13 protein-coding genes are annotated in these 13367 nt (G+C 73.4%); 6 read left to right on the top strand and 7 right to left on the bottom strand.

Going from position 1 to position 13367, the window contains the following annotated elements:
• Nucleotides 1-65: 65 nt before the first annotated feature.
• From ACXJMZ_RS03905 to ACXJMZ_RS03885, 5 genes are all read right to left on the bottom strand, one after another.
• On the bottom strand, nt 66-1124 hold the full coding sequence (locus tag ACXJMZ_RS03905) for an AAA family ATPase (RefSeq protein ID WP_457028555.1): 1059 nt from the start codon (nt 1122-1124) through the stop codon (nt 66-68).
• Nucleotides 1121-2647: a VMAP-C domain-containing protein gene (locus ACXJMZ_RS03900; protein WP_457028554.1), complete on the bottom strand. Its 1527-nt coding sequence runs from the start codon at nt 2645-2647 to the stop codon at nt 1121-1123. The genes ACXJMZ_RS03905 and ACXJMZ_RS03900 overlap by 4 nt, the downstream gene beginning before the upstream one ends.
• Nucleotides 2648-2651: 4 nt before the next feature.
• Complete coding sequence (locus tag ACXJMZ_RS03895; RefSeq protein WP_457028553.1) at nt 2652-3191, bottom strand: effector-associated domain 2-containing protein; 540 nt, start codon at nt 3189-3191, stop codon at nt 2652-2654.
• Nucleotides 3192-3498: 307 nt separating this feature from the next.
• Complete coding sequence (locus ACXJMZ_RS03890) at nt 3499-3921, bottom strand: CU044_2847 family protein (RefSeq protein WP_457028552.1); 423 nt, start codon at nt 3919-3921, stop codon at nt 3499-3501.
• A gap of 239 nt (nt 3922-4160) precedes the next feature.
• The gene (locus ACXJMZ_RS03885; protein ID WP_457028551.1) at nt 4161-5342 is read right to left on the bottom strand and encodes an FAD-dependent oxidoreductase; all 1182 of its coding nucleotides are present in this window, start codon (nt 5340-5342) and stop codon (nt 4161-4163) included.
• Between the two features lie 72 nt (nt 5343-5414).
• Between ACXJMZ_RS03885 and ACXJMZ_RS03880 the strand changes: the two genes are divergently transcribed.
• Together ACXJMZ_RS03880 and bla are read left to right on the top strand one after the other, a co-directional pair.
• Nucleotides 5415-5987, top strand: coding sequence for a TetR/AcrR family transcriptional regulator (locus ACXJMZ_RS03880; protein WP_457028550.1), 573 nt, complete (start codon nt 5415-5417; stop codon nt 5985-5987).
• A gap of 113 nt (nt 5988-6100) precedes the next feature.
• Complete coding sequence (gene bla / locus ACXJMZ_RS03875; RefSeq protein WP_457028549.1) at nt 6101-7015, top strand: class A beta-lactamase; 915 nt, start codon at nt 6101-6103, stop codon at nt 7013-7015.
• A gap of 49 nt (nt 7016-7064) precedes the next feature.
• Here bla and ACXJMZ_RS03870 read toward each other — a convergent pair whose 3' ends face one another.
• Nucleotides 7065-8591: a sensor histidine kinase gene (locus ACXJMZ_RS03870; RefSeq protein WP_457028548.1), complete on the bottom strand. Its 1527-nt coding sequence runs from the start codon at nt 8589-8591 to the stop codon at nt 7065-7067.
• Nucleotides 8588-9322, bottom strand: a complete 735-nt coding sequence (locus ACXJMZ_RS03865) for a response regulator transcription factor (RefSeq protein ID WP_457028656.1) — start codon at nt 9320-9322, stop codon at nt 8588-8590. Before ACXJMZ_RS03865 ends, ACXJMZ_RS03870 begins: the two co-directional genes overlap by 4 nt.
• 212 nt (nt 9323-9534) lie before the next feature.
• Here ACXJMZ_RS03865 and ACXJMZ_RS03860 point away from each other — a divergent pair, with 212 nt between their 5' ends.
• The 4 genes from ACXJMZ_RS03860 (at nt 9535) to ACXJMZ_RS03845 (ending at nt 13367) form a co-directional block, all read left to right on the top strand.
• Nucleotides 9535-10881 carry a ferredoxin reductase family protein gene (locus ACXJMZ_RS03860; protein WP_457028547.1) on the top strand — a complete coding sequence of 449 codons (1347 nt, stop codon included), beginning with the start codon at nt 9535-9537 and terminating at the stop codon, nt 10879-10881.
• Between the two features lie 59 nt (nt 10882-10940).
• On the top strand, nt 10941-11402 hold the full coding sequence (locus ACXJMZ_RS03855; protein ID WP_457028546.1) for an FMN-binding protein: 462 nt from the start codon (nt 10941-10943) through the stop codon (nt 11400-11402).
• 56 nt (nt 11403-11458) lie between these two features.
• A complete protein-coding gene (locus ACXJMZ_RS03850; protein WP_457028545.1) occupies nt 11459-12190 on the top strand; it encodes an FAD:protein FMN transferase in 732 nt (243 codons plus the stop codon).
• A gap of 112 nt (nt 12191-12302) precedes the next feature.
• Entirely contained in the window at nt 12303-13367 is a 1065-nt protein-coding gene (locus ACXJMZ_RS03845; RefSeq protein WP_457028544.1) for a right-handed parallel beta-helix repeat-containing protein, read from the top strand.

Raw genomic sequence — 13367 nt, 5'->3', positions numbered from 1 at the left:
GTGCGCCGTCGCCTCGGGCTCCCGTTCGTCCACCGAAGGATCGTGCTCGGTCACCGGACGCCGCCTCAGCTCTCGTTCAGCGGGCGCAGCAGTACGTCGTGGATGACGTCACGCCCCGCCCCGCCGTCCCAGAGCCCGCGTTCGGTCATCAGCAGGGCGTTCAGCAGCTGGTCGTTGGCCAGCTCGGCACCGTCCTCGCGCTGCCGACGCAGGAACTCGGTGATCAGCGCGGTGCGGCGCGAGTCGGCCGCCGCGTCCTCGCCGAGGTGGGCGGCGACCATCGCGGCCAGCCGCTCCTCGGTGGGCGGCTGGATCTCGAGGCGGACGCAGCGCCGCAACAGTGCCGAGGGGAACTCCCGCTCGCCGTTGCTGGTCAGCACGACCAGCGGGAAGTCGGCGCAGCGCACCTGGCCGTCCCGGACGATCGCCGTGCGGCCCGGGTCCGCAGTGGACACCTCCTGGGCGCCCGGGCCGAGACGCTGGAGCTCCGGAATCTCGAACTCCCCCTCCTCGAACACGTTCAGCAGGTCGTTGGGCAGGTCGATGTCGCTCTTGTCGATCTCGTCGATCAGAACGACCCTCGGGACGCGCCAAGGCAGCAGCGCGGTGCCGAGCGGACCGAGCCGCAGGAACTGGCCGATCGCGGGAGGCTGCCGCTGACCGTCCTGCGGGGCCCGGATCCCCGCCTCGTGCAGCCGCCCGATGGCGTCGTACGTGTAGAGGCCGTCGCGCAGGGTGGAGCGGCTGCTGATCGGCCACCGCAGCACCGGGCCGAGCCCCAGCTCGTGGGCGACCGCGTAGGCGAGGGTGGACTTCCCGACGCCGGGTTTGCCGGTGATCAGCAGCGGGCGCCGCAAGTGCAGTGCCAGGTTGACGAGTTGGACCTCGCGCTCGTCGGCCTGGTAGGCCGTCGCCTGCCGGAGACGGCCGAGCCGACGGGCCGTCAGGCCTCCCGCGTCTTCGGTGGGCGGGAGCGGCAGTTCGTCCTTCCGCTCGACCCAGTCGCCGAACGCACGCCAGACCGGAGCCGGCGGCAGGGCCCCGATGCCGATGTGCGGCACGCCAGTGCCTTGGTAGATCAACCAGTTGTCGGGCATCGCTACCGCCTCGTGATCAGTCGTCATCTGTTCGGCATTCCCGGGTAGGGAGCATCCTGGTCGGGGTCCACACAGTCGGGGTCGTCCCAGAGCAGGGTGATGCCCTCCTGGCTCACCGCTGCCCGGGTCAGCTTCCGGTACTGGTGGACCGCCTCCGGCAGTTGGGCCAGCGAGCGCGGGCGCCGCGCACGCAACGCTGTCACCAGGTCCGCCGGATCGCCCGCGACCCGGCGCCAGAGCATCACCGGCACCCCGTCGATGAAGATCGCTTCGTCCACGGCGCGGCGCACCCGGGGGTCGAGTTCCTCGTACGGGGTGTCCAGCCCCATGCAGGCCAGGGTGGGCCGGCCGGCCAGCCACTGGGACAGCTCGGCGGCCCGTTCCGGCAGCAGCGAGGGCCAGCCGATCTGGCCCAGCACGTCCTGGTCGATGGTCTCGGCGAACATGTGCTGCCACCGCTCACGCCACGGGACGGGGTCCAGCCACGGGTCGGTGTAGCGGTCCAGGGAGCGCACCACCACCGGGTGGTGGTGCCCCAGCCGCTGCCCGTTCCGGCTCGGGGACCACAGTTCGGCGGTGTGGCCGAGCAGGGAGGCCGGCAGCAGGAACTCGATCCGGACGGGGTCTCCCGCAGCGGCCCGCAGCGCGCCCAACAGGGCCTCCCAGCCTGCCAGTCGGGCGCTGCCCGCCGTGATGAGTTCGTCCTTGGCGAGCGACTCCGTGACGCCGAGGGTGTCGATCCGCCGGAACCGGCCGCCGGCCAGCGGCTGGCGGTAGAAGGAGGCCCGCAGCAGGTAGCGGCCGTTGTCGATGTGCTCGGGCGTCTCGGGGTCCAGCCGGATCTGCACGATCAGGCGGCTCGGCCCGGCGGCCGCGGGGCTCGGGTCGGCTCGGCCCATCCTGCGCAACAGCGCCCGGAGCGCTGGGAGTTCGGGCTGCTCTTCGAGCGCAGGGTCGGCGGTCAACGCATGCAGGAAGTACAGCACCGGACCGGGGTCGACGGCGCCGCGCCGGTCCACCAGCCGCCGCAGGATCTCCGGCAGGGTCGCTCCGGCCGGCAGCAGTGCCAACCCGCTGACCCCGTCCGGAAGATGGCGCCGGAGCTGCTCGGGGCCGGGCGACGGCGTCAGCGCCCGCAGCAACTGGACGGCCTGCAGCAGGGCCTCGGTGGGCAGTCCGCTCTCCCCCCTCAGCACGAGCGCGGTCAACTCGAGCCAGGCCAGCGCCCCGTCCTGCGGCGCCTGCTCGTGGAGTGCTTCGCACAGGGCGCCGAGTGCCGCCGCCGGGTCGCGGTGGCAGCCGACGCCGGCCACGATCTCCCGTACGTGGGCCCGGGCTTCGGGAAGTTCCTCGATGTCCGCGTCGATACCCGGGCAGTACGCCGAGCGGCCCATCGTCTCCAGGAAGTCCTGACGGAAGTTCAGCCGGGAGATCCGCTGGAAGCCGAGCAGGATCTCGGACAGCAGCCGGTCGGCACAGTCGGGCCAGCCGGCGGTCCGGCTCCGCCGCCAGTCGCCGGACGGTCTCCCTCCGTACGCTCCTGCGTCCAAAGCCCTACCTGCTCTCCCAGCTCCCGGCCGCCCGCCCGATGACGGTCCGGAGATCCTCCAACGCACCGTCGTACGGGACCAGTTCCTCCATCGCCGTGTACAGCGCCCGCAGCGCGGCCCGCCCGTCCCGGTGGTGCCGGCAGCGGCGCACGATGCGGCTCAGGTGGTCGCGGCGGTCGGCGCGCTCCTCCGCCTCGAAGGAGTGCGGCAGGCCGAGGTGGTCCCCCATCTTCTCCAGCAGGTCGAAGCGGCCGTCGGCGCGCGCCGTCACCGGGAACGCCATCAGCACCTCGACCAGCTGCGCGTCACTCGGCAGCGCTCCTGGCCGTTCGCCCGGGGGCCGTACGCCCTGCCGGGCCGCCGGACCGAGCAGCGCGGTCAGGGCCGCCAGCGGGATGTACCAGCCGCCCAGGTCCTGCTTGTAGTGGCGGCTGCCCTTGAGGACACCCGCCACCAGGCCGTCAGGCCCCACCACCATGCTGCCGCTGAAGCCCGGCTGCACGGCGCCGTGCACGCGGACGAAGGGCCCTGAGAGACCGACCACCTGAAGCGCCAGGGTGTCCGGTTCGACACCCGGCGAGGGGGTGTGGGTGGAGAAACCCAGGGCGGCGAGCTGGGTGCCCGGCTCGGCCTCGGCCCCCGCGAGCGGAGCCGGCGCCTGGCCCTCCAGGGCCGGGACGGTGCCTCGTGGCCGGGGCGCGGCCCGGGGAGGACCGGGACCACGTGCGCGCAGGTCACGACCAAGCCCGGACCAGCCAGGAATCCGCTGCCCCGAAAGGCGCCCGCGACCTCGACCCGGACCGCACAGCGGTGCAGGGCGTCGGCGTGCGCACGGCCCAGGTGTGGCCCGCTCACTCCCCGACGGCGGGGGCCGGGCCGGCTCCGGAGGCCGGGGTCGCCCGCTCACGGCGGGCCGCGAGGTCCCAGGACAGCCGGACGGTCAGCCCGGCCTCGCTGCCGGCCTCCGCGATGATCCCGAGCAACTGGCCCGACTTGACCGCCAGTTTGAGCCCGAACTCGACCTCGAAGGAGTCCGGCGAACCCGCCTGGCCCTGAGTGATGGACTCCGCCGCCCACCGGCCGATCCCCTGGACCGTGCCGCGGACCTGGTCGAGCGTGAGCGCCACGGCCGAGCCGACCTGCGCGGCGCGGTCCCGCAGGCCGACATCCCCGAAGTCGGAGTCCTCCCCGTCAGGCTGGAAGTTCACCTCGCCGATGACTTCGGCGCGCACGGTCGTACCGTCCCCGAGCTCGATCGTCTCGAGCGTCACCATCCCGGCCACCTGGACTCCCCTCCCACCGCGACCAACAACCGTCCGACAGAATACCGCCGCCGGTCACCTCACGGATCCCACGCCGGTTCCCCCGGAACCGGTCTGACACTCCGTCAGTACGTGACACGGGTCCGGCGGAATGCTGCCAAGGCCCGACTCTATCCGGCCACCGGGGAGGAGATCCCCGGATACCCGGAACTGGGCGGCGACCCGAGCGTGGTGGGCCCGGTGGGACCTCGCTACCCGGGCAGCCGGAAGCCGCTGAAGAGGTCGTCCATGCCGCGCAGGGCCAGCCGGGCGGGAGTGGCACGGATCGCGAGGTCGCGGGCCGCCGCCACCAGCGGGTTGCGGAGGGCGCCCAGGCGGCCGGCCCGGCGGGCGCGGATCCGGAGCGCGTCGGTGCGCATCCGGCGGGCGGCGGTGTACGCGACGAGGGCCGCCGGGACGGAGTCTGATCCGTCGTCACCGGCTCCGGCGGGCAGCAGGTGGGCGAGGACCACCGCGTCCTCGATGGCCTGGCAGCCGCCCTGGCCGAGGTTGGGCGCCATGGCGTGGGCGGCGTCGCCGACCCAGGCGATCCGGCCGTGGTGCAGGCGCGGCAGCGGGGCGGCCAGGTCGTGGAGGTCGTTCTGGAGCACGTCGGCGGGGTCGAGCCGGCCGACGCGGTCCAGCAGGGCCGGAATCGGATCGTGCCACGAGCCGAAGCGTCGGCGGAGCTCGGCGCGGGGGTCGGCCGACCGGGTGCCGGCCGGGACGACGGCGGTGGCGTAGAGGTAGAACCGGCCGTCGGAGAGCGGGGTCACGCCGAACCGCTCGCCCCGCCCCCAGGTCTCGCTCATGGCCGGTATCCGGAGGTCCGGGGCGTCCACGATGGTCCGCCAGGCGGTCTCGCCGATGTAGTGCAGGCCGGGATGAGCGGGGAAGTACGCGCGGCGCAGCGGGCTGTGGATACCGTCTGCGGCGACGACCAGATCGGCGGAGAGGTCCGGGCCGGCTGCCGTACGGACGGTCGCGCGGCCCGCGGCGTCGTCGACGGCGGTCACGGCGGTGCCGTAGCGGAGGGCATCCGGCGGCAGTGCTGCGGCCAGGGCGGCGGTAAGGGCCGACCGCGGGACGGCGATCGGGGCCAGGCCGTAGCGGGCCGCCATGTCGGCGGTGTCGGTCCTGGTGAGCCACCGGCCGTCGGAGCGGCGTAGGCCCATCGTCGCGGGGACGGCGCTGCCGACGGCGTGCGCGACGTCGATGCCGATGGCGCCGAGTGCGCGCAGGGCGTTGGGGGCGAGGCCGATGCCGGCACCGGTGGTGGGGGGTTCGGGAGCGCGCTCGCAGACGGTGACGTGCCAGCCGCGGCGGTGCAGTGCGATGGCGGCCGTGAGGCCGCCTATCCCGGCTCCGACCACCACCGCTTGACGTTCCGGCATGGCACACCGCTCCGTTCGGTCCAGGCGCTCTACGCTTGCGGAGCCCTCACTCTACAACTGTAGAGTGAGGGCATGTCCAGCCTCGACCGCCGAACCCTCATCGCGGACACCGCGATCGCCACCGTGGCCGCAGCCGGCCTGCGCGGGCTCACCCACCGCGCGATCGACACCGCCGCGGGGCTGCCCGCGGGCAGTACGTCGTACTACTTCCGCACCCGCACGGCACTGATCGGCGCATGCTACGCACGCCTCGCGGAACTGGACCTGGACGACCTCGAGTTGACGCAACCGGTCTCGCGGGAGGAGGTCGCGGCCTCGCTCGGGGCGCTGCTGCACCGCTGGCTGACCACGGGCCGCGAGCGCCAACTCGCCCGCTACGAACTCATCCTTGAGGCTGCGCGCACGCCGGAGTTGGAGTCGGCCCTCCACCAGGCGGGCCTGGCGGCCCGCGCCCGTGCGGCCACCCTTCTCACGGCACTGGGCGCCACCCGGCCCCAGGAGGCCGCCGAACTGCTGGTCGCCTGGACCGAGGGCCTGCTCTTCGACCGCCTCGCCGGCGCGATGGCCCGCACCCGGCCCGCACCGGATCCGGCCGAACTCACGGCGGTGGCCCGCCGGATGCTCGACGCCGCCCTGGCCGACTAGCAGTCTGAGTACGAGTACTCATGCATTCGTGTACGAGTCACGCGAGGGTGGCAGGACGCCATGCAGACAGGTGTACTGACGTACCGTCATGACCTCCTCGGAAGGGGAACGCCTTGCGCGTCACAGGACCACGCCCATCCCGCCGCACCGCACTCGCTCTCGGCACCGGCGCGGCACTCTCCGCCGTCCTGCCCCTCGGCGGAACGGCACACGCCTCACCCGGCGAGGACGGCATCACCTCGCGGCTGAGGGAGCTCGAGCAGCAGCACTCCGCCCGCCTGGGGGTGTTCGCCCGCAACATGCGCACAGGCAGGACGGTGGCGTACCGCGCGGACGAACGCTTCCCGATGTGCTCACTGTTCAAGACGGTCGCCGTCGCGGCCGTGCTGCGCGACCTCGACCACGACGGCGAGTTCCTCGCCAAGCGCATCCGGTACACCGCGGAGTACGTGAAGAAGTCGGGCTACTCCCCGCGCACCGGCAGCGCCGAGAGCCTCGAGAACGGCATGACCGTCGCCCAACTGTGCGACGCCGCCATCTGTTACAGCGACAACACCGCCGGAAACCTGCTGCTCCGCGAGCTGGGGGGACCGGCCGCCATCACCCGGTTCTGCCGCTCGGTCGGGGACGGCAGGACTCGGCTCGACCGATGGGAGCCCGAACTCAACTCGGCAGAGCCCTGGCGCGTGTCCGACACCACCACCCCCCGCGCCATCGGCCGGACCTACGCGCACCTCACGCTCGGTGACGCACTCGCACCCCAGGACCGGGAACGGCTCACGGGCTGGCTGCTCGCCAACACGACCAGCGGCGACAGGTTCCGCGCCGGCCTCCCCGGCGACTGGGTTCTCGCCGACAAGACCGGCGGCGGACGGTACGGGGGCAACAACGACGCTGGCATCACCTGGCCGCCGGACGGCGGACCGATCGTGCTGGCCGTCCTGACGACCAAGCACCAGGAGGACGCACCGGCCGACCATCCGCTGGTGGCCAGGACCGCCGCGCTGCTGGCGGCGGAGCTCACCTAGGGTCGGCCGATGATCGGCGGACAGAACAGTCTTCACCCACTGCCGAAACTCAGGCCGCGCCGGGTGGCTCCCCCGAGGGAAGCGTCACGGAGAAGGTGTTCGCCCCTGGGCCGCCGGTGAGCGTCACGGCGCCGCCGTGGGCGGTCACGACGGCTTGCACGATCGCCAGCCCGAGGCCGGTGCTGCCGTGTGCCCTGGATCGGGCCCGGTCACCGCGTACGAAGCGTTCGAAGACCTCGGGCGCGATCGCGGGGTCGATCCCGGGGCCGGTGTCCGTGACGGTCAGCCGCACCGGGCCGTCGCAGCGTTCGAGCCTCAGCGTCACCTCGGTGCCGTCGGGGGTGTGGGTGCGGGCGTTGGCGAGCAGGTTGGCCACCACCTGGCGCAACCGGTCACCGTCCCCGGGGACCAGCACCGGATCCTCGGGCAGCACGAGCTGCCATCGGTGGCGTGGTCCGGCGGCACGGGCGTCGGTGGTGCAGTCCAGGGCCAGCCGCGTCAGGTCGACGGTGCCGTGTGCGAGCGGCCGCCCGGCGTCCAGCCGGGCCAGCAGGAGCAGGTCCTCGACGATGGTGCCCATCCGCTGGGACTCGGCGTCGATGCGGGTGAGCGAGTGGCGCACCGGCTCGGCCATCGGGCCGGGGTGTCGCAGTGCCAGTTCGGCGTGGCCCCGGACCGTTGCCACCGGGGTGCGCAGTTCGTGGCTGGCGTCCGCGGCGAACGCCCGCAGCCGTTCCTCGACGGCCTGGCGTTGCGCGAGGGCGTCCTCGACGTGGCCCAGCATCCGGTTGAGGGCCGCACCGACCCGGCCGACCTCGGTCCGCGGATCGTCGTCCCGTACCCGGACGTCGAGTTCGACCTCCCCACTGGCCAGCGGCAGGGCCCCGACGCGTTCGGCCGCTGCCACGACGCGGCCGAGCGGGCGCAGCGAGAGGCGGATCCAGAACGCGCCGGCCGCCGTGGCGGCCGCCAGCGCGAGGGCGAACACCACCAGTTCCACGGCGACCAGTTGATGCGTCGTCGCTTCCAGCGGACGCAGCGGCAGGCCGGTGACCAGCACGTCGCCGTCCTGGCCCGCGACGGCGCGCACCCGGTAACCGCCGAGCCCGGACAGATGTACGCTCCGGGCCGCGCCACCGACGGGCAGCGCGGCCAGCACCCGCTGGTCGGCGGCACCGAGCTGCACCAGGTCGTCGGCGTCGGCCGGGGTGCTTCCCGCACCGACCTCGGCGTCGTCGGCGTCGCCGTCGACCACGCCGGCGTTGGTCACCCGGCCGTCGAGCAGCCGGGCGCCGAACGTACCGGGTGCCTGGGCCCGGGTGTCCCCCCTGCCTCCCGTGGTGCCCGGAGCCCGGGTGTCCCGGTGTTCCAGGCTGGCCGCATAGCGGCCGGAGGTGTCGGAGAGCTGCTGGTCGAGGCGGTCGACCAGGAAGTGGCGCAGTGCGTCGGTGGTGGCGAGGGCAACCCCGCCGCAGGTCAGCAGGAGCAGGGCGAGCAGGCCCGCGACCAGCCGGGCCCGCAGGGTGCGTGGCACGGGCAGGCGCGCGGCGGCACGGCGGACCGTCGGCCGGATCACTGCGGCGCCTTGATCAGGTAGCCGGCGCCGCGAACGGTGTGGATCATCGGGGGCCGGCCCGCGTCGATCTTCTTCCGCAGATAGCTGATGTAGAGCTCGACCACGTGGGCCTGGCCGCCGAAGTCGTACGACCAGACGGCGTCCAGGATCTGCGCCTTGCTCAGTACCTGCCGGGGGTTCCGCATCAGGTGCTGGAGCAGGGCGAACTCGGTGGGGCTGAGGTCGACGCCGTCCCCGGCCCGGGTGACCTCCCTGGCCTGCTCGTCCAGCACCAGGTCCCCCAGGACCAGAGCGTGCGCCGGAGGTGCGACGCCGGGCCGTACGGACGAGGCCCGGCGCAGCAGACCGTGCAGGCGCACCACCACCTCGGCGAGGCTGAACGGCTTGGTCACGTAGTCGTCCCCGCCCGCGGCCAGCGCGGAGATCCGGTCCTCGACAGCGTCCCTCGCGGTGAGGAAGAGGACCCGGACCTCGGGCCTGGCGGCCTGGATCCGCTCCAACACCTGCATGCCGTCGAGGTCGGGCAGCATCATGTCCAGCACCACCGCGTGCGGGTGCCACTCGGCGGCGAGTGCCACGGCGCTCGGCCCGTCCTCGGCGCCTCGCGCCTGCCAGCCCTCGTACCTGAACGCGCCGCAGAGCACCTCGACCAGGTCGGGCTCGTCGTCCACGACCAGGATCCGCCAGGGCGGTGACTGTGCGGGGGCCGGGACGGGGGCGGCGGTGTCCATACGGGTCCAGGTGGCTCCGGGGGCGGCGGGTCGGTCCATTCTTGCCTGCTCCGATGAGAAGGCGATGAGATCCATTTCGGCCCGACCGCACCATCGAAAGCGTCTGACCTGCGAGAACACTCCGGCCTACGACAATCTGCGACGCCGTATTCAGAGGGAACTGAGAGCTTGCGGTGCCAGGGTGGCCGACAGCGCCACCGGAGGAGGTCGGGATGGGAACAGTGACAACCGCACGCGGTACCGGCTCGGCCCGGCGGACCAGGTCGCCGGGTGCGGTGGCCGGGGCCGTGCAGGCCGTGATCGTGATGGGAGCCGTCGGAGTCCTGGTCGGCTGGTGGCGGGGTACCGCCGAGGTGAGCGGCGCCGCGGACTGGCTCACCGGTGCCGGGCGGATCACCGGTCTGCTGGCCGGGTACACCGCGCCGGTGCTGCTGCTCCTGATGGCCCGCGTCCCCCTGCTGGAGCGCGAGGTCGGTGCGGACCGCCTGGCTCGCTGGCACGCGGCCGGCGGGCGCTACCTGGTCGGACTGGTCGCCGCGCACGTCCTGACCATCACCTGGGGCTACGCGCTGACCGACGGGCGCGGGCCGGTCGGTGAGGCTGTGCGGCTGGTGTTCCACTACCCCGAGATGATCAAGGCGACGCTGGCCACCCTGATCATGGTCGGCACCGGTGTGCTGAGCGCACGGGCCGCGCGCCGCCGGATGAGCTACGAGAGCTGGTACTACCTGCACCTGGCGACGTACCTGGCCATCGCGCTCGGCTTCGGCCACCAACTGGCGAACGGCGCCGACCTCGGGGGCGGTCCCGAGCGGGCCGCCTGGTACGCGCTGTACCTGGGCAGCGCCGCACTGCTGGGCTGGTACCGCCTCGTCCTCCCCTTCCTGCGCGACCGCCGCCACCGGATGCGGGTCGCCGAGGTCCGGCCGGAGGGTCCGGGCGTGGTCTCGCTGTTCGTCACCGGCGAGCACCTGGACCGGCTCGGTGCCGAGGCCGGCCAGTTCTTCCGCCTCCAGTTCCAGGCCCCCGGACTGCGCTGGGCCGCCAACCCGTACTCGCTCTCCGCTCCGCCGCACCCGAGGTTCCTGCGCTTCACGGTGAAGGATCTCGGTGGCCACAGCGCCGCCGTGGCCCGACTCGCTCCCGGCACGCGGGTCCGCGCCGAGGGCCCGTACGGTGCGTTCACCGCCGGGCGGCGCCGGGAGAGCCGGGTACTGCTGCTCGGCGCGGGGGTCGGGATCACCCCGTTGCGCGCCCTGTTCGAGACCGTCCCGGGCCGGGTCACCCTGGTCCAGCGCGCCCGCCGGCCACAGGACGTGCTCTTCCGGGACGAGCTGGCGACCGTCGCGGCCGCTCGCGGAGGCCAGGCGCACGAACTGCTCGGCACCCGGGCGCAGATCGGCGACCTCGGTGCGGCGCTGCGCCGGATCGTTCCGGACCTCGCCGCGCACGAGGTCTACCTGTGCGGACCGCCGGCCTTCGCCGAGGAGGCCGTACGGGCCCTGCGCAGCGCCGGAGTCCGGCGCTCGCGCCTCCACCTCGAATCCTTCGAACTCTGACCGGCCGACGCCGATCCGCCGTTCGTCCCGGACCGCCCGACCCGTTGAGGAGAACTCCCGTGCGCAGAGCCGTCGTCGCCAGTACCGCCACCTTGGCAGGGGTGATCCTGCTGCTCTCGCTCAAGCCGCACGACCCGGCCGCGAACACCGGAAACGGCGTGATCAGTTCCGGCGGCTCGGAGGCTCCGGCGGCCGCCGCTCCGGCGCCCTCGGCGAGCTCGGCGAGCTCCGCCCCCGCCGGGGCCGCGCGCTCGGTGACCGGCGACGCGTCCGACACCCGCTACGGAGCCGTCCAGGTCAGGGTCACCCTGGAGGGCAGCCGGATCTCGAAGATCGACGTCATCCGCTACCCCAGCCGCGACCGCCGTGACCAGGAGATCAACGGCTTCGCGCTGCCGCTGCTCAACCAGGAGGCGATCGCCGCCCAGAGCGCGCACATCGACGCGGTGTCCGGCGCGACGTACACCAGCGACGGATACACCCGCTCACTGCAGAGCGCCCTCGACCAGGCCGGGCTGTGACGACTCCTGCGCACCTCCCGGGCCGGTCCCCCGGTCTGCGGCATGCCGAGCACGTCATGGGCACCGTGTTCTCCTTCAACGTGCCCGAGCCCACCGCCGACACCGGCCGTGCCCTGCACCGGATCGTCCGGCGGCTGCACCGGATCGACGAGGTGTTCTCCACCTACCGGCCCGGCTCGGACATCAGCAGGCTGGGGCGCGGGGAGCTGACCCTCGCACAGTGCGATCCCGAGGTCGCCGAGGTTCTGGCACGCTGCCGCGAGGCCGCCGCCGAGACCGACGGCTGGTTCACCGACCGGCCGGGGGGACGGCTCGACCCGAGCGGCTGGGTGAAGGGCTGGGCCGTGGAGGAGGCCTCCCGACAGCTGCGAGCAGCCGGCTCCACCCGGCACAGCGTGGGTGGCGGCGGTGACATCCAGACCTGCGGCGGGCCTTGGCGGATCGGCATCGCCGACCCGGTCCGCCCAGGCGCCTTGGCCGCGGTGGTCAGCGGTCACGACCTCGCGGTGGCCACCTCCGGTGTCGCCGAGCGCGGAGCCCACATCCTCGACCCGCACACCGGCCGCCCGGCCGAAGGCCTGCTCTCCCTGACCCTGATCGGCCGGCACCTGGCCCGCACGGACGCCTGGACCACCGCTGCCTTCGCCATGGGCCCCGCGCTCGCCCTCGACTGGGTGGAGCGGCGCCCGGGGACCGAGGCCCTCGCCATCACGGACGACGGCACCCGCCGCTGGACCTCCGGCCTGCCGCGGCACCTCGCGCCGCCGACCGCCCGTCACCTCGGGTGACGATCGGCGCACCTTGGGTGGCGACCGGTGGTGTTCCCCCCTAGCGTCGGCAGGGTCGCCCATTCCGCCCGCCCGCCGGTACCGGCGGGCTCCGAAGACAGGTCACGACCCCATGCCCATCCGACCGACCCACTCCCTGGCCGGCACCGCCGCCGCCGTACTGCTGTCCAGCCTGGGAGCGGCCCCGCCGGCCCAGGCCGCGAGCTCGCTGCACGTGGTTCACCCCGGCGAGTCAATCCAGCGGGCGGTCGACGGCGCCAGGCCCGGGGACATCGTCCAACTCCTGCCGGGCACCTACCGGGAGAGCGTCCAGATCACCGTCCCGGACCTGACGGTCCGTGGGATCGGCCCCGCCACCGTGATCGCGCCACCTTCGACGCAGGCCGAGTCCGCCTGCGCCACGGCCGGCCACGGCGTCTGCGTCACCGGCACGGCGGACCGGATCGTCTCCGGGGTCCGGATCGAGTCGCTGGCGGTGGAGGGCTTCCGGAAGAACGGCCTCTCCGCCTCCCGGACCGACCAGCTGTCCGTGCACCGCGTACTGGTGCGGGACAACGGCCAGCAGGGCATCAGCCTGGAGCGCTCCACCCGAACCGTGATCACCGACAACGAGGCCCGGGACAACGGCCAGTCCGGCGTCTTCCTGGCGAACTCGGTCGACGAGGAGGGCGGCGCCCTCGACACCCGGGGCACCGAGATCAGCCGCAACCGGCTGGTCGGCAACCGCATCGGCGTCGTGCTCCGCCGCACCAGGGAACTGACGGTCGACCACAACAGCATCACCGCCAACTGCGGCGGGGTGTTCGTGGTGGGCGACGAAGGCGTCCCCCGGGCCGGCTCGCTGACCGTCCGTCAGAACCACGTGTACGAGAACAACAAGTACTGCCCGCCCACCCCCCGCCTCGGCTACATCCAGGGCACCGGGATTCTGCTCACCGGCGCGGAGGACACCCTGGTGACGGACAACCGGGTGGAGGACAACGACGGCGCGTCGGAGATGTCCGGCGGCATCGTGCTCTTCCGCAGCGTCGTGGGCGCCCCCAGCTCCCGGATCACCGTCCGGGACAACGTCGCCCTGCGCAACGGCCCGGCCGACCTCGCCGACCGCGACACCGGGGCGGGCCACACCTTCACCGGGAACACCTGCCAGGTCTCCGAACCGGCCGGCCGCTGCTGA

The sequence above is a fragment of the Kitasatospora sp. P5_F3 genome, assembly GCF_054049135.1.
This window is presented reverse-complemented; position numbering and strand designations above follow the sequence as displayed.

Excerpts from the sequence above, each read along its gene's own strand:
- ACXJMZ_RS03905 (WP_457028555.1), bottom strand. The coding sequence starts at position 1,124 with ATGACGACTGATCACGAGGCGGTAGCGATGCCCGACAACTGGTTGATC.
- ACXJMZ_RS03890 (WP_457028552.1), bottom strand. The coding sequence starts at position 3,921 with ATGGTGACGCTCGAGACGATCGAGCTCGGGGACGGTACGACCGTGCGC.
- ACXJMZ_RS03885 (WP_457028551.1), bottom strand. The coding sequence starts at position 5,342 with ATGCCGGAACGTCAAGCGGTGGTGGTCGGAGCCGGGATAGGCGGCCTC.
- ACXJMZ_RS03880 (WP_457028550.1), top strand. The coding sequence starts at position 5,415 with ATGTCCAGCCTCGACCGCCGAACCCTCATCGCGGACACCGCGATCGCC.
- ACXJMZ_RS03865 (WP_457028656.1), bottom strand. The coding sequence starts at position 9,322 with ATGGACACCGCCGCCCCCGTCCCGGCCCCCGCACAGTCACCGCCCTGG.
- ACXJMZ_RS03860 (WP_457028547.1), top strand. The coding sequence starts at position 9,535 with ATGGGAACAGTGACAACCGCACGCGGTACCGGCTCGGCCCGGCGGACC.
- ACXJMZ_RS03850 (WP_457028545.1), top strand. The coding sequence starts at position 11,459 with ATGGGCACCGTGTTCTCCTTCAACGTGCCCGAGCCCACCGCCGACACC.
- ACXJMZ_RS03845 (WP_457028544.1), top strand. The coding sequence starts at position 12,303 with ATGCCCATCCGACCGACCCACTCCCTGGCCGGCACCGCCGCCGCCGTA.